A 16467-nucleotide genomic window follows, 5' to 3' on the forward strand; every position below is an offset into this window, starting at 1 on the left:
TCCAGAGGAGCCCGCCCTACTTGATTCTTAAAGCCTCGGCCACTTGACCGAGGCTTCATTCACATCAAGCCGAAGCTTGACCTTCAGCCAGGAAGAACCAGGTTTCCAGTACGGAATCGGGGTTCAACGAAACGCTTTCGATGCCCTGCTCCATCAGCCATTTGGCCAGATCAGGGTGGTCCGAAGGACCCTGACCGCAAATGCCGATGTACTTGCCAGCCTTGTTGCAGGCCTGAATCGCGTTGGCCAGCAGCTTCTTGACCGCCGGATTACGCTCGTCAAACAGGTGCGCGATGATCCCGGAGTCACGGTCCAGGCCCAGGGTCAGCTGGGTCAGGTCGTTGGAGCCAATGGAGAAGCCGTCGAAGAACTCGAGGAATTCTTCAGCGAGGATCGCGTTGGACGGCAATTCGCACATCATGATGATGCGCAGACCATTCTCGCCGCGAGCCAGGCCATTTTCGGCCAACAGATCGATCACTTGGCTCGCTTCGCCCAATGTACGGACGAACGGCACCATGATTTCAACGTTGGTCAGGCCCATCTCGTTGCGCACACGCTTGAGGGCGCGGCACTCGAGCTCGAAGCAGTCACGGAACGCTTCGCTGATGTAACGCGAAGCACCGCGGAAGCCCAGCATCGGGTTTTCTTCTTCCGGCTCGTAGAGCTTGCCGCCGATCAGGTTGGCGTATTCGTTGGACTTGAAGTCCGACAGACGCACGATGACCTTTTTCGGGGTGAACGCAGCGGCCAGGGTGCTGATGCCTTCAACCAGCTTGTCGACATAGAAGCCAACCGGATCGTCGTAACCGGCGATGCGCTTGTCGACGCTGTCCTTGATGTCCTGCGGCAGACCGTCGTAGTTCAACAGCGCTTTCGGGTGAACACCGATCATGCGGTTGATGATGAACTCCAGACGGGCCAGGCCCACACCGGCGTTCGGCAACTGTGCGAAGTCGAAGGCGCGATCCGGGTTGCCGACGTTCATCATGATCTTGAACGGCAGATCAGGCATGGCGTCCACGGAGTTTTTCTTGATGTCGAAGCCCAGTTCGCCTTCGAAGATGTAACCGGTGTCACCTTCAGCGCAGGACACGGTCACGCCCTGGCCGTCTTTCAACAGCTGGGTAGCGTTGCCGCAACCGACCACGGCCGGGATGCCCAGCTCGCGAGCGATGATCGCCGCGTGGCAAGTACGGCCGCCACGGTTGGTGACAATGGCGCTGGCGCGCTTCATGACCGGTTCCCAGTCCGGGTCGGTCATGTCGGAGACCAGAACGTCGCCTGGCTGGACCTTGTCCATCTCGGACACGTCCTTGATGATGCGGACCTTGCCGGCGCCGATGCGCTGGCCGATGGCGCGACCTTCAACCAGCACGGTGCCGGTTTCTTTCAACAGGTAGCGTTCCATGACATTGGCCGAAGTGCGGCTCTTCACGGTTTCAGGACGCGCCTGAACGATGTAGAGCTTGCCGTCGTCGCCGTCTTTGGCCCATTCGATGTCCATCGGGCACTTGTAGTGCTTCTCGATGATCATCGCTTGCTTGGCCAGTTCGCTGACTTCGGCGTCGCTCAGGCAGAAACGTGCGCGATCAGCCTTGTCGACGTCGATGGTCTTGACCGACTTACCGGCCGTGGCGACTTCGCCGTAGATCATCTTGATGGCCTTGCTGCCCAGGTTGCGACGCAGGATGGCCGGACGCCCGGCTGCCAGCGTGCCTTTGTGGACGTAGAACTCATCCGGGTTCACCGCGCCTTGTACGACGGTTTCACCCAGGCCGTAGGCGCCAGTGATGAACACCACGTCACGGAAGCCCGATTCGGTATCGAGGGTGAACATCACGCCGGCGGTGCCGGTTTCGGAGCGGACCATGCGCTGCACGCCGGCCGACAGGGCAACCAGCTTGTGGTCGAAGCCCTGGTGGACGCGGTAGGAAATCGCGCGATCGTTAAACAGCGAAGCGAACACCTCTTTGGCGGCACGAATAACGTTTTCGACACCACGGATGTTCAGGAAGGTTTCCTGCTGACCGGCGAAAGAAGCGTCCGGCAGGTCTTCGGCGGTAGCGGAAGAGCGCACGGCCACAGCCATGTCAGGGTTGCCGGCCGACAGCGTGGCGAACGCGGTGCGGATCTCGGCGTTGAGCTTCTCGGGGAATTCGGCTTCCATGATCCATTGACGGATCTGGGCACCGGTCTTGGCCAGGGCATTGACATCGTCGACGTCCAGGGCGTCGAGGGCGGCGTGGATCTGATCGTTCAGGCCGCTCAGCTCGAGAAAATCACGATAAGCCTGAGCTGTCGTGGCGAAGCCACCGGGCACCGATACACCGGCACCTGCAAGGTTACTGATCATCTCGCCCAGGGATGCGTTCTTGCCCCCTACGTGCTCTACATCATGGACGCCGAGCTTATCGAGGGAAACTACGTACTCTACCAAGGTGATCTCTCCACTAACTGTGTTGGAAAAGCTCAGAAGCCGGCTGCTCTATGGAGCGTTTGCCAGCTGTATGGCCTGGACCTGGAAAATAAGTGAGAATGCGGGCCACTGGCGGCCGGCAAATCGCGCCTATCATATCCAAGATTCGTCACTAGCTTAAGGCCCAAGGTGCAAATGAAACGATCTGCTTTCTTTATCTCCGATGGCACCGGCATCACAGCCGAGACCCTCGGCCAAAGCCTCCTGGCGCAGTTCGAAAACATTACCTTCAGCAAATTCACGCGGCCCTACATCGACAACGTGGATAAAGCGCGGGCCATGGTACAACAAATCAACAAAGCCGCCGAAACCGACGGCTTTCGGCCGATCATCTTCGACACCATTGTCAATCAGGACATCCGTGAGATCCTCGCAACGTCCAATGGTTTCATGATCGACATTTTCTCGACCTTCCTGGCGCCTCTTGAACAGGAATTGACCGAGCATTCTTCCTACACCGTCGGCAAGTCCCACTCGATTGGCAGCAACTCCAATTACATGGAGCGGATCGAGGCGGTGAACTTCGCCCTCGACAACGACGACGGTGCGCGCACGCATTATTACGACAAGGCAGACCTGATCCTAGTGGGCGTGTCGCGTTGTGGTAAGACGCCGACGTGCCTGTACATGGCCATGCAGTTCGGCATCCGCGCGGCCAACTATCCGCTGACCGAAGACGACATGGAACGCCTGCAACTGCCAGCCACCCTGCGTGCCCACCAGCACAAACTGTTCGGCCTGACCATCGATCCGGACCGCCTCACCGCGATCCGCAACGAGCGCAAGCCCAACAGCCGCTATTCGAGCTACGCCCAGTGCGAATTCGAAGTGCGCGAGGTGGAGAATCTGTTCCGCCGCGAGAACATTCCGCACATCAATTCCACGCATTTTTCGGTGGAAGAGATTTCGGCGAAGATTTTGGTGGAGAAAGGGGTCGAGCGGCGGTTCAAGTAGTTCTTTAGCGTCTGTCAGGCCGCCTTCGCGAGCAGGCTCGCTCCCACATTTGACCGCGCACTTTTCCCGCGACTCGATCTAATGTGGGAGCGAGCCTGCTCGCGAAGAACGATCACTCGGTCTCAGCCAATGCCCCCGCCAACGCTTCAAACCCTTGAAGCAACAACCGATCATCCCCCGCCGAATTGCAAACACTCGCCCTGATGAACTGCGGCACCGCCCCATGCCCGACCGCAAACGCCTCAGCGGTGGCGATCAGATAATTATTCTCCTTGAGCTCCTCAGCAATTTGCGACGCCCGCCACGGCTCAGGCACTTCAATCCAGAAGTGCGGACTGTGTGAATGAGTTTTGTACGCCAAGCCTTCCAGCACACCACTCACCAACGCCTTGCGCCGACCGATCTCGGCAATCTGCTGGCCCAGCAACTGCTCGGCAATACCGTTTTCTATCCACAGACTCGCCACCTCCAGCGACAACGGGCTGGCCATCCAGCACGTCCCGCGCACGGCTGCGCTCAAGCGTCCGATCAACGGTTGCGGCGCATGCAGGTAACCGACTCGCAAACCCGCCGAAACCGCCTTGCTCAGGCTGCCGATCAGCACCGAGCGCTCCGGGGCGAAATGGCTCAAGGGTAACGGTCGCTGTTGAGCCAATACCGCGTGGGCTTCGTCTTCAAAGATCAACAGATTGTGCTGCCGACAGACCTCTGCAATCGCCTCGCGCCGTGCGACGGACATCACTGCAGCCGTAGGATTCTGGATCGTCGGTCACCAAATTGCCTGTGGAAAAGTGGCTCATCGGCAAAAAAGCAAACCCCTGGGCGACGGTCAGATCACAAACAAATCCACAAACCGATTCACCGGTGTCGCCTCAAGCGCAGCCTGATCCTTGCACAACGCAAAAATCTCGGCGCTGCGCTGGGCGTTGAAGCGGGTCGCCAGGTTGGCCTTGAACTTGTCTTCCAGCAGCGGAATACCGTCGGTGCGGCGACGGCGATGGCCGATCGGGTATTCCACCAACACGTTCTCGGTGCTGGAGCCATCCTTGAAGAACACCTGTATCGCATTGGCGATGGAGCGTTTGTCGGCCTCCAGGTATTCGCGGGTGTAGCGCGGGTCTTCGACGATGACCATTTTTTCGCGCAGCACATCGATGATCGGATGCGCCGCGTGGAAGTCGTCCTCGTACTGCTCGGCCACCAGATTGCCGAACGCCAGCGGCACGGCGGTCATGTACTGAATGCAATGGTCACGGTCCGCAGCGTTGGCCAGCGGGCCGACCTTGGAGATGATGCGGATCGCCGATTCGTGGGTAGTGATGACGATTTTGTCGATTTCGTGCAGGCGATTTCTGACTTGCGGATGCAACGTCACTGCCGCTTCGCAGGCCGTTTGCGCGTGAAATTCGGCGGGGAAGCTGATTTTGAACAGCACGTTTTCCATCACGTAACTGCCGTACGGCCGGGAGAAGCTGAAGGCGCGGCTGTCTTCGGGCTTGAGCGCCAGGTCGTTGTTGGTGTGGCTGAATAGCACGTCGTAGAAGCCCCATTGTTTGGCGGTCAGTACGCCGGGGATGCCCATTTCGCCGCGCATCGCGATGTCCGCCAATCGCACGCCACGGCTGGACGCGTCGCCTGCCGCCCAGGATTTGCGCGACCCGGCATTAGGCGCATGACGATAAGTGCGCAGCGCCTGACCGTCGGCGAACGCATGGGACAACGCGGACAACAACTGCTCACGGTTGGCGCCCATCAGCTTGGCGGTGACGGCGGTCGAGGCGACTTTCACCAGGATGACGTGATCAAGACCTACGCGATTGAAGGAGTTTTCCAGCGCGATCACGCCCTGGATTTCGTGAGCCATGATCATGGCTTCGAGTACCACGCGAACGGTCAGCGGCGCATCGCCATTGGCGAGGCGTTTTTGCGACAGGTGATCGGCCACCGCGAGAATGCCGCCGAGGTTATCGGACGGATGGCCCCATTCGGCGGCGAGCCAGGTGTCGTTGTAGTCGAGCCAGCGGACGATGCAACCGATGTCCCACGCCGCCTTGACCGGGTCGAGGCGATAACTGGTGCCGGGGACGCGGGCGCCGAACGGGACGACGGTGCCTTCCACCATGGGGCCGAGGTGTTTGGTGCATTCGGGAAAGCGCAGGGCCAGCAGGCCGCAGCCCAACGTGTCCATCAGGCAGTTGCGGGCGGTGTCGAGGGCTTCGGCGGATTGGATCTTGAAGTTGAGGACGTAGTCGGCAATGTCCTGCAGGACTGTGTCGTAGTCGGGGCGGTTGTTCTGGTCGACGTTGGTGCTCATGTTCGATTCACTCTTGAAGTGGTTCGTTGATGGGACCTCGGTTCAGGGGGCAATCTCAGTCAGTTACTACTTTCTTATTTTGGAACGCGGTCACCTGTGGGAGCGAGCTTGCTCGCGATTAGGCCATCACATTCAACATTGATGTCGACTGACCCACCGCTATCGCGAGCAAGCTCGCTCCCACAGGGTTTTGTGTTTATTCAGAAAGAATCGCAGGGAATACGGACAAAGCCTTCCATCAACACCCGCGCACTGCGGCTCATGATGGCTTTGTTCACGGTCCACTCACCGTTCACCTGGTTCGCCTCAGCACCCACGCGCAACGTGCCGGACGGATGCCCGAAACGCACAGCATTGCGCTCAATACCACCCGCTGCAAGGTTCACCAGCGTGCCGGAAATCGCCGCCGCCGTACCAATCGCCACCGCCGCCGTGCCCATCATCGCGTGGTGCAACTTGCCCATGGACAGCGCCCGCACTAGCAGATCGACATCGCCCGCAGCAATCGCTTTGCCACTCGAAGCAACGTAGTCCGCAGGCTTGGCCACAAAGGCAACCTTGGGCGTGTGCTGACGCTTGGCCGCTTCGTCCAGATCCTTGATCAGGCCCATGCGCAGTGCACCGTAAGCCCGAATGGTTTCAAACATCAGCAGCGCTTTCGGATCACTGTTGATCGCGCCTTGCAGCTCGGTACCGGTGTAACCGATGTCTTCGGCATTGACGAAAATCGTCGGAATACCGGCATTGATCATGGTCGCCTTGAAGGTTCCGACGCCGGGCACTTCGAGGTCATCCACCAGGTTGCCGGTAGGAAACATCGAACCGCCACCGCCCTCTTCTTCCGCTGCCGGGTCCATGAATTCGACCTGCACTTCAGCGGCTGGAAAGGTCACGCCGTCGAGTTCGAAATCGCCGGTTTCCTGCACTTCACCGTTGGTGATCGGCACGTGGGCGATGATGGTCTTGCCGATGTTGGCCTGCCACACGCGAACCACGGCAACGCCGTTCTGCGGGATACGGCTGGCGTCCACCAAACCATTGCTGATGGCGAACGAACCGACCGCCGCCGACAGGTTGCCGCAGTTGCCGCTCCAATCGACGAAAGGCTTGTCGATGGACACCTGACCGAACAGGTAATCGACGTCGTGATCGGCCTTGATGCTTTTCGACAGGATCACGGTTTTGCTGGTGCTGGAGGTCGCGCCGCCCATGCCGTCGATTTGCTTGTCGTACGGGTCGGGGCTGCCGATCACGCGCAGCAACAAGGCATCGCGAGCAGGCCCTGGAACCTGTGCCGCTTCGGGCAGGTCTTTCAGGCTGAAGAACACGCCTTTGCTGGTGCCGCCGCGCATGTAGGTGGCGGGGATTTTGATTTGAGGTGCGTGAGCCATGGTGCTCCTTCAAAGCAGACACGGGACTCAACATCCCGTGTCCGCACGTCGTGATTTAGACGGCTACTGCCGATTCAAGGAAGTCCTGAGCGAAGCGTTGCAGCACGCCGCCAGCCTCGTAGATCGACACTTCTTCGGCGGTGTCGAGGCGGCAGGTCACCGGCACTTCGACGCGTTCGCCGTTCTTGCGGTTGATCACCAGCGTCAGCTCGGCACGCGGGGTGCGCTCACCGATCACGTCGTAGGTTTCGCTGCCGTCGATGCCCAATGTCTTGCGATCGGTGCCCGGTTTGAACTCCAGCGGCAACACGCCCATGCCCACCAGGTTGGTGCGGTGAATGCGCTCGAAGCCTTCGGCCGCAATCGCTTCCACACCCGCCAGACGCACGCCCTTCGCCGCCCAGTCGCGGGACGAACCCTGACCGTAGTCGGCGCCAGCGATGATGATCAGCGGCTGCTTGCGTTCCATGTAGGTTTCGATGGCTTCCCACATGCGCATGACCTGGCCTTCCGGCTCGACGCGAGCTAGCGAACCCTGTTTGACCTTGCCGTTTTCCTGGACCATTTCGTTGAACAGTTTCGGGTTGGCGAAGGTGGCGCGTTGCGCGGTCAAGTGATCACCGCGGTGCGTTGCGTAAGAGTTGAAGTCCTCTTCCGGCAAGCCCATTTTCGCCAGGTATTCACCGGCGGCGCTGTCGAGCATGATCGCGTTGGACGGCGACAGGTGATCGGTGGTGATGTTGTCCGGCAGCACTGCCAGCGGGCGCATGCCCTTGAGCGGACGTGCACCGGCCAGCGCGCCTTCCCAGTACGGCGGACGGCGGATGTAGGTGCTCATCTCGCGCCAGTCGTACAGCGGCGTCACTTTCGGACCGGTGTCTTCGTGGATGGCGAACATCGGGATGTAGACCTGACGGAACTGCTCAGGTTTGACCGATGCCTTGACCACTGCGTCGATTTCTTCGTCGCTCGGCCAGATGTCTTTCAGGCGGATTTCCTTACCGTCGACCACACCCAACACATCTTTTTCGATGTCGAAACGGATGGTCCCGGCGATGGCGTAAGCCACGACCAACGGCGGCGAAGCGAGGAACGCGTTCTTGGCGTACGGGTGGATCCGGCCGTCGAAGTTGCGGTTACCGGACAACACGGCAGTGGCGTACAAGTCGCGGTCGATGATCTCTTGCTGAATCACTGGGTCCAGCGCGCCGGACATGCCGTTGCAGGTGGTGCAGGCGAAGGCGACGATACCGAAACCGAGTTGCTCCAGTTCGGTGGTCAGGCCGGCTTCATCCAGGTACAGCGCCACGGTTTTCGAACCCGGCGCCAGGGACGATTTGACCCACGGCTTGCGGGTCAACCCGAGCTTGTTGGCATTGCGCGCCAACAGGCCGGCGGCAATGACGTTGCGCGGGTTGCTGGTGTTGGTGCAACTGGTGATGGCGGCGATGATCACCGCGCCGTCCGGCATCTGGCCGGGCACTTCGGTCCACTGACCGGAGATGCCTTGGGCGGCGAGGTCCGAGGTCGCGACGCGGGCGTGCGGGTTGCTCGGGCCGGCCATGTTGCGCACCACCGAGGACAGGTCGAAGCTCAACCCACGCTCGTATTGCGCATTCTTCAAGCTGTCAGCCCACAGGCCTGTGGTCTTCGCATAGTTCTCGACCAGTTGCACCTGCTCGTCTTCACGGCCGGTGAGTTTCAGGTAGTCGATGGTCTGCTGGTCGATGTAGAACATCGCTGCGGTGGCGCCGTATTCCGGGGCCATGTTGGAGATGGTCGCGCGGTCGCCGAGGGTCAGCGCGGAGGCGCCTTCGCCGAAGAACTCCAACCACGCGCCGACGACTTTTTGCTGACGCAGGAACTCGGTCAGCGCCAGCACCATGTCGGTGGCGGTGATGCCCGGTTGCAGCTTGCCAGTCAATTCGACGCCGACGCTTTCCGGCAGACGCATCCAGGACGCGCGGCCAAGCATCACGCTTTCAGCTTCCAGACCGCCGACACCAATGGCGATCACGCCCAGTGCATCGACGTGCGGGGTGTGACTGTCGGTGCCGACGCAAGTATCGGGGAACGCCACGCCGTCGCGCACCTGGATCACCGGAGACATTTTCTCCAGGTTGATCTGGTGCATGATCCCGTTGCCCGGTGGAATCACATCAACGTTCTTGAAGGCTTTTTTGGTCCAGTTGATGAAGTGGAAACGGTCTTCGTTGCGACGGTCTTCGATGGCGCGGTTCTTCTCGAACGCCTCCGGATCGAAGCCACCGCGCTCGACGGCCAGGGAGTGATCGACGATCAATTGCGTCGGTACCACCGGGTTCACTTGCGCCGGGTCGCCACCTTGCAGGGCGATGGCATCACGCAGGCCGGCGAGGTCGACCAGCGCGGTTTGGCCGAGAATGTCGTGGCACACCACACGGGCCGGGAACCACGGGAAGTCAAGGTCGCGTTTGCGCTCGATGAATTGCTTCAGGGATTCGGTGAGCGTGGCCGGGTCGCAGCGACGCACCAGGTTTTCCGCCAGCACGCGGGAGGTGTACGGCAGAGTGTCGTAGGCGCCGGGCTGGATGGCTTCGACAGCCGCACGGACGTCGAAGTAATCCAGATGGCTGCCGGGCAGCGGTTTACGGAATTCAGTGTTCATCGTCAGGACTCGGTCACGGTAGTTTCAAAAGGTGGGGCCTGGCAGCAGACTTGAAGTTCACACCATCCACTGTGGGAGCGGGCTTGCCCGCGATGACTGAGTCACATCCAACATACATGTCGACTGACCCACCACTATCGCGGGCAAGCCCGCTCCCACAGGGATTTCGGTGAACTTCAATTTCAGTGACCGGCCCTCCCCGGTCAGCGTTGTTCGATTGGCACGAACTTGCGCTGTTCAACGCCGACGTACTCGGCGCTCGGGCGGATGATGCGGTTGTTGGCACGTTGTTCGAACACGTGCGCCGCCCAGCCGGTCAGGCGCGAGCAGACGAAAATCGGTGTGAACAACTTGGTCGGGATGCCCATGAAGTGGTACGTCGACGCATGGTAGAAGTCGGCGTTCGGGAACAGTTTTTTCTGCTCCCACATGGTCTTGTCGATGGCCTCGGAAACCGGGAACAACACGGTGTCGCCCACTTCGTCAGCGAGTTTTTTCGACCAGCCCTTGATCACCTCGTTGCGCGGATCGTTGTCCTTATAGATCGCGTGGCCGAAGCCCATGATCTTGTCCTTGCGCTCGAGCATGCCGAGGGTGCCTTTGATCGCCTCTTCCGGCGAGCTGAAGCGTTCGATCATTTCCATTGCCGCTTCGTTGGCGCCGCCGTGCAGCGGACCGCGCAGCGAGCCAATGGCCGCCGTGACGCAGGAATACATGTCCGACAGGGTCGAGGCGCACACCCGTGCGGTGAAGGTCGAGGCGTTGAACTCGTGTTCCGCGTAGAGGATCAGCGAAACGTTCATCACTTTGACGTGCAACTCGCTCGGCTTCTTGTCGTGCAGCAGGTGCAGGAAGTGGCCGCCGATGGATTGTTCGTCGCTCACGCAACTGATGCGCTTGCCGTCGTGGCTGAAGCGATACCAGTAGCACATGATCGCCGGGAACGCGGCCAGCAGGCGGTCAGTCACGTCGTGTTGTTCGGAGAAGTCTTTCTCCGGCTCGATGTTGCCCAGGAACGAGCAACCGGTGCGCATCACGTCCATCGGGTGGGCGTCGGCGGGGATGCGTTCCAGCACTTCTTTCAGCGCTTGCGGCAGGTCGCGCAGCTTGCCCAGTTTGCTGATGTAAGCGGCGAGTTGAGTTTTGGTCGGCAGTTCGCCGTAAAGCAGCAGGTAGGCCACTTCTTCGAATTGTGCGTCAGCCGCCAGTTCGCGAACGTCGTAGCCACGATAGGTCAGGCCTGCGCCCGACTGGCCCACGGTGGACAGTGCGGTTTGCCCGGCAACCTGGCCACGGAGCCCGGCGCCACTGAGTACTTTTGCTTCGGCCATTGCTGCCTCCAATCTTGAATTTGTTAGGGAATCTGCAATTTCTACACGGTTATCTTTTTTTCGTAGCAGCTGTCGAGCCTGCGAGGCTGCGTCCGGCTGCGCAGCAGTCGTAAATCCTGCTTACGCGAGCGCCTGGCTTGGCGAGTCCTTCGGCCTCGAACGCAGCCTCGCGCTGCTCGGCAGCTGCTACATAAACCTCTACTTCTTCGCGGCAAACAACGCATCGAGCTTCTGCTCGAAGGTGTGGTAATCGATGCGATCGTAAAGCTCCATGCGGGTCTGCATGGTGTCGATCACGTTCTGTTGCGTGCCGTCGCGGCGGATCGCGGTGTAGACGTTTTCTGCGGCTTTGTTCATCGCGCGGAACGCCGACAGCGGGTACAGCACCAGCGACACATCGGCAGCGGCGAGTTGCTCGGTGGTGTACAGCGGTGTCGCGCCGAATTCGGTGATGTTGGCCAGGATCGGCGCTTTCACGCGGCTGGCGAACAGCTTGTACATGTCCAGTTCGGTGATGGCTTCCGGGAAAATCATGTCGGCGCCGGCCTCGATGCACGCGGCGGCGCGATCCAAAGCGGATTCCAGACCTTCCACCGCGAGGGCGTCGGTGCGGGCCATGATCACGAAGCTGTCATCGGTGCGCGCATCAACAGCAGCCTTGATCCGATCGACCATTTCCTGCAGGGATACGATCTCTTTATTTGGACGGTGACCGCAGCGCTTGGCGCCGACCTGGTCTTCGATGTGAATCGCCGCCGCGCCGAACTTGATCATCGACTTGACGGTACGCGCGACGTTGAACGCCGAGGAACCGAAACCGGTGTCCACGTCCACCAGCAGCGGCAGGTCGCAGACGTCAGTGATGCGGCGCACGTCGGTCAGCACGTCATCCAGGCCGGTGATGCCCAGGTCCGGCACGCCGAGGGAGCCGGCAGCCACCCCGCCACCCGACAGATAAATAGCCTTGAAACCGGCGCGCTTGGCCAGCAACGCATGGTTGGCGTTAATCGCGCCGACCACTTGCAGCGGATGTTCGCTGGCGACCGCATCGCGGAAACGCTGGCCTGGAGTGCTCTTGTTGGAACTCATGACTCACCTCGTTCAGTGGCTGTCTGGTTAGCGCCGTCCTGGTAGTGACGGGCGATATTGCGTTTGGAGGCGCCGATGTGGCGGCGCATCAACAACTCGGCCAGCTCACCGTCACGGTCGGCAATGGCGTCGAGAATTCGGTGGTGCTCGGCAAAGGCCTGACGCGGACGATTGGGCGTGGTGGAAAACTGGATGCGGTACATGCGCACCAGTTGATAGAGCTCGCCGCAGAGCATCTGCGTCAGGGTACGGTTGCCGCTGCCCTGGATGATTCGGTAATGGAAGTCGAAATCGCCTTCCTGCTGGTAGTAGCCGACACCGGCCTGAAACGCCGCATCGCGCTCATGGGTTTCGAGGACCCGGCGCAGTTCGTCGATTTCTTCAAGAGTCATGCGTTCGGCCGCCAGACGGCAGGCCATGCCTTCGAGGGATTCGCGGATTTCGTAGAGTTCCAGCAGCTCGGCATGGCTCAACGAAACCACCCGCGCTCCGACGTGCGGCACGCGAACCAGCAGGCGCTGGCCTTCCAGACGGTGGATCGCCTCACGCAGCGGCCCGCGGCTGATGCCATAGGTGCGCGCCAGTTCCGGCTCGGAGATCTTGCTGCCCGGGGCGATCTCGCCCTTGACGATGGCCGCCTGAATGCGCCGGAAGACGTTCTCGGAAAGTGTCTCCGAATCGTCTTGGGCTATTACCGGGGGATCGAGTTGATCCAGCATATTGTCGACACCTTGAAAGCTGATGCCGCAAAAACTAGCGAATACAGACCTTTTAGTCAAAGGATAAATAGGTATTGTCGACAATCGTCTAATAACCGACTGCACCAGAACGACGCAGCCCCTCTGTTTATAGCCGCCTCCCGGCGGTGGCGCCATAAAACCACCGTGCTAGAATGCCGGCCGCATTTGTTTGTGACATCTGCACGGCTTGTCATAAACAGTTGATAGGCATACGAGGGAGCTTGCGCAGCGATGCCAGGGCCTTGAATCGAAGTACGGACCGCTGCGCACCAGGATTTATGAGACTCAAGCCCTTCCCCACCTTCCTTTATCTTCTTTGCCTGCCCGGTTTCGCCGCGGCGGCGGAAAAGACTGTTTACGGCCTCAACGAGTACGCCTCCCTGGACGGCATCGACCTGGAAGTCGCCGCCAAACTCGACACCGGAGCGAAAACCGCGTCCCTGAGTGCCCGTGACATCAAACGTTTCAAACGCAATGGCGAATCCTGGGTGCGCTTCTATCTGGCGATCGACGCTGCGCACTCGCACCCGATCGAACGGCCACTGGCCCGCGTCAGCAAGATCAAGCGCCGGGCCGGCGACTACGACCCGGAAGAAGGCAAGAAATACACCGCCCGTCCGGTGATCGAGCTGAATATCTGCATGGGTTCGGCTTTACGCAGCATCGAAGTGAACTTGACCGACCGCAGCGCCTTCCAATATCCGCTCCTGATCGGCTCCGAAGCGCTGAAACGCTTCGATGCGCTGGTCGACCCCAGTCTTAAATACGCTGCTGGCAAACCCGCCTGCGCCACCGACGCTCATACCGCAGAGTAATTCCAATGCGCTCTCTTACCCTTCACCTGAAATTCCTGATCGCCATCCTGGTGGTGCTGGGTATTTCAGTCACGGCCTATCAGATCTTCGTGCTCGGCATCCCCGTGACCGAAGACGCCACCGACGACTTGTGGAACATCGACGCCAAAGTCGAGTTCGTCGCCAGTACCAAGGACCCGGTCAAGATCCAGATGTTCGTGCCGCCGCTGAGCCGCGATTACGTCAGCCTCAACGAGAGCTTCATTTCCAATAACTACGGCGTGGCCGTGAACCGTGCCGACGGCAACCGCAAAGTCACCTGGTCGGCACGTCGGGCCAAGGGCAATCAGACCCTTTATTACCGCCTGGTGCTGACCAAGCGCTACACCGGTGAAAAATCCAAGGTCAAAGGTCCGACCTTCCGCGACAGCATTGCGGTTGAAGGCGCGGAAAAAGTCGCCGCCGAAGCCCTGCTAGCACCGATCCGCCAGCACTCGGCCGACGTTGAAACCTTCATCGGCGAAGCCATCAAGCGTGTCAACAATCTCAACGACGACAATGTGAAGCTGTTGCTGGGCGGCGATCCGTCCCCCGGACACAAGGCGAAAATCGTCGAATTGGTGCTGTCCATCGCGCACGTGCCTGTGGAAAAGGTCCACACCATTCGTCTGGTGGCCGACCAACCGCAAATGCCGGAACTGTGGTTGCGCAGCTTCAATGGCACCGACTGGCTGTACTTCAACCCGGAAACCGGTGAACAGGGCCTGCCGACCGATCGCCTGTTGTGGTGGACTGGCGACGAAAACCTGATCACGGTCGATGGCGGCAAGAAAGCCAACGTGACCTTCAGCCTGAACAACAGCGAAATGAACGCGATTCGCCTGGCCAAGCTGACCGACGAAAACACCGACGCCAACTTCCTCGAATACTCGCTGTACGGCCTGCCGCTGCAAACCCAGCAGACCTTCATGATCATGGTGATGATCCCGATCGGTGTGCTGGTGATTTTGATCCTGCGCAACCTGATCGGTATTCAGACCCTCGGCACCTTCACTCCGGTGCTGATCGCCCTGGCGTTCCGGGAAACCCAGCTCGGCTTCGGTATTGTGCTGTTTACGATCATCACGGCGCTGGGCCTGTCGCTGCGCTCCTACCTTGAACACTTGAAGCTGCAAATGCTGCCGAGGCTGTCGGTGGTGCTGACTTTCGTGGTGGTGCTGATCGCGGCGATCAGCCTGCTCAGCCATAAACTCGGCCTGGAACGCGGGTTGTCGGTGGCGCTGTTCCCGATGGTGATTCTGACCATGACCATCGAACGCCTGTCGATCACCTGGGAAGAACGCGGTTCCGGCCACGCAATGAAAGTGGCGATCGGTACGCTGTTCGCCGCGTCGCTGGCGCACCTGATCATGAGCGTTCCGGAGCTGGTTTACTTCGTGTTTACCTTCCCGGCGATCCTGTTGATCCTGGTGGGCTTCATGCTGGCGATGGGTCGTTATCGCGGCTACCGCCTGACCGAACTGGTGCGTTTCAAGGCCTTCCTGAAGAAGGCTGACGCCTGATGTTCGGCTTCTGGAAGACCTGGAAGGCCTTGGAAGCCCGGGGCATCATGGGGATCAATCGGCGTAACGCAGACTACGTGCTCAAGTACAACAAGCGCAGTCTGTACCCGATTGTCGATGACAAGATCATCACCAAGGAACGCGCCATCGCCGCCGGCATTCATGTGCCGGAACTGTATGGCGTGATTTCCACTGAAAAAGAAATCGACAACCTCAACGACATCATCGGCGGGCGCAACGACTTCGTGATCAAACCGGCCCAAGGCGCGGGTGGTGACGGCATCATTGTGGTTGCCGACCGGTTCGAGGGCCGCTATCGCACAGTGTCCGGCAAGATCATCGACTATGAGGAGCTCGAGCACCATATCTCCAGCATCCTGACCGGCCTCTATTCCCTGGGCGGTCACCGGGATCGGGCGCTGATCGAGTACCGCGTGACCCCGGACCAGATCTTCAAGAGCATCAGCTATGAAGGCGTGCCGGACATTCGGATCATCGTGCTGATGGGCTACCCGGTGATGGCCATGCTGCGGCTACCCACTCGCCAGTCCGGCGGCAAGGCCAACCTGCACCAGGGCGCCATCGGCGTTGGTGTCGACCTCGCCACCGGCCTGACATTGCGCGGCACCTGGCTGAACAACATCATCACCAAACACCCGGATACCACCAACGCAGTGGATGGCGTGCAACTGCCCTACTGGGACGGTTTCATGAAACTTGCCGCAGGCTGCTATGAGCTGTGCGGGCTGGGTTACATCGGTGTCGACATGGTGCTGGACCAGGAGAAAGGGCCGCTGATTCTTGAGCTCAACGCCCGTCCTGGGTTGAACATTCAGATTGCCAATGATTGCGGGCTGACGTTGCGCACCCATGCGGTTGAAGCGCGCCTGGAGGAGTTGAAGGCTCGTGGGGTTGTTGAGACGGTGCAGGAACGGGTTGAGTTTGTTCAGGAAATGTTTGGGCATATTCCGGCCGTCGAAGGTTGATCCTCCCACATTGATCGTTCCCACGCTCTGCGTGGTAATGCCGCCACGGACGCTCTGCGTCCGCCTGTGACGCGGAGCGTCACGGGATGCATTCCCACGCAGAGCGTGGGAACGATCAAACAGCCCGCCAATCTGCCAATCCCCGACATCCCTCTAGGAGCAATTCCCCGAGGGGACTAC

11 protein-coding genes and 1 pseudogene are annotated in these 16467 nt (G+C 60.0%); 4 read left to right on the forward strand and 8 right to left on the reverse strand.

Going from position 1 to position 16467, the window contains the following annotated elements; all coding sequences use genetic code 11:
• Positions 1-64 precede the first annotated feature (64 nt).
• Positions 65-2440: a phosphoenolpyruvate synthase gene (ppsA, locus tag ACMXYI_RS28590; RefSeq protein WP_095128801.1), complete on the reverse strand. Its 2376-nt coding sequence runs from the start codon at positions 2438-2440 to the stop codon at positions 65-67.
• Between the two features lie 174 nt (positions 2441-2614).
• Here ppsA and ppsR point away from each other — a divergent pair, with 174 nt between their 5' ends.
• Positions 2615-3433: a posphoenolpyruvate synthetase regulatory kinase/phosphorylase PpsR gene (gene ppsR, locus ACMXYI_RS28595; RefSeq protein WP_033055694.1), complete on the forward strand. Its 819-nt coding sequence runs from the start codon at positions 2615-2617 to the stop codon at positions 3431-3433.
• 112 nt (positions 3434-3545) lie between these two features.
• Here the strand turns inward: ppsR and ACMXYI_RS28600 are convergent.
• From ACMXYI_RS28600 to ACMXYI_RS28630, 7 genes and pseudogenes are all read right to left on the reverse strand, one after another.
• Positions 3546-4202, reverse strand: a pseudogene (locus ACMXYI_RS28600) (aminotransferase class I/II-fold pyridoxal phosphate-dependent enzyme); the annotation flags it as partial.
• A 60-nt stretch (positions 4203-4262) separates the two neighbouring features.
• Positions 4263-5747: a 2-methylcitrate dehydratase gene (gene prpD / locus ACMXYI_RS28605; protein WP_415770368.1), complete on the reverse strand. Its 1485-nt coding sequence runs from the start codon at positions 5745-5747 to the stop codon at positions 4263-4265.
• Positions 5748-5947: 200 nt separating this feature from the next.
• Positions 5948-7138 (reverse strand): 2-methylaconitate cis-trans isomerase PrpF, encoded by a 1191-nt coding sequence (gene prpF / locus ACMXYI_RS28610; protein ID WP_415770369.1) that lies wholly within the window; start codon positions 7136-7138, stop codon positions 5948-5950.
• Positions 7139-7193: 55 nt separating this feature from the next.
• Entirely contained in the window at positions 7194-9785 is a 2592-nt protein-coding gene (gene acnD / locus ACMXYI_RS28615; RefSeq protein WP_415770371.1) for a Fe/S-dependent 2-methylisocitrate dehydratase AcnD, read from the reverse strand.
• A gap of 203 nt (positions 9786-9988) precedes the next feature.
• Positions 9989-11116 (reverse strand): bifunctional 2-methylcitrate synthase/citrate synthase, encoded by a 1128-nt coding sequence (prpC, locus tag ACMXYI_RS28620; protein WP_056744199.1) that lies wholly within the window; start codon positions 11114-11116, stop codon positions 9989-9991.
• A gap of 198 nt (positions 11117-11314) precedes the next feature.
• Positions 11315-12205, reverse strand: a complete 891-nt coding sequence (prpB, locus tag ACMXYI_RS28625) for a methylisocitrate lyase (RefSeq protein ID WP_008146328.1) — start codon at positions 12203-12205, stop codon at positions 11315-11317.
• Complete coding sequence (locus tag ACMXYI_RS28630) at positions 12202-12921, reverse strand: GntR family transcriptional regulator (RefSeq protein ID WP_177327884.1); 720 nt, start codon at positions 12919-12921, stop codon at positions 12202-12204. The genes prpB and ACMXYI_RS28630 overlap by 4 nt, the downstream gene beginning before the upstream one ends.
• 302 nt (positions 12922-13223) lie before the next feature.
• Between ACMXYI_RS28630 and ACMXYI_RS28635 the strand changes: the two genes are divergently transcribed.
• The 3 genes from ACMXYI_RS28635 to ACMXYI_RS28645 are packed head-to-tail and all read left to right on the forward strand — an operon-like array spanning position 13224 to position 16287.
• Positions 13224-13760: an ATP-dependent zinc protease family protein gene (locus ACMXYI_RS28635; RefSeq protein ID WP_415770373.1), complete on the forward strand. Its 537-nt coding sequence runs from the start codon at positions 13224-13226 to the stop codon at positions 13758-13760.
• 5 nt (positions 13761-13765) lie between these two features.
• Entirely contained in the window at positions 13766-15301 is a 1536-nt protein-coding gene (locus tag ACMXYI_RS28640) for an inactive transglutaminase family protein (protein ID WP_415770375.1), read from the forward strand.
• Positions 15301-16287 (forward strand): alpha-L-glutamate ligase-like protein, encoded by a 987-nt coding sequence (locus tag ACMXYI_RS28645; protein ID WP_415770377.1) that lies wholly within the window; start codon positions 15301-15303, stop codon positions 16285-16287. Before ACMXYI_RS28640 ends, ACMXYI_RS28645 begins: the two co-directional genes overlap by 1 nt.
• Positions 16288-16467: the final 180 nt, after the last annotated feature.

Source organism: Pseudomonas lyxosi, assembly GCF_047758685.1.
GTDB classification, from domain to species: Bacteria; Pseudomonadota; Gammaproteobacteria; order Pseudomonadales; family Pseudomonadaceae; genus Aquipseudomonas; species Aquipseudomonas lyxosi.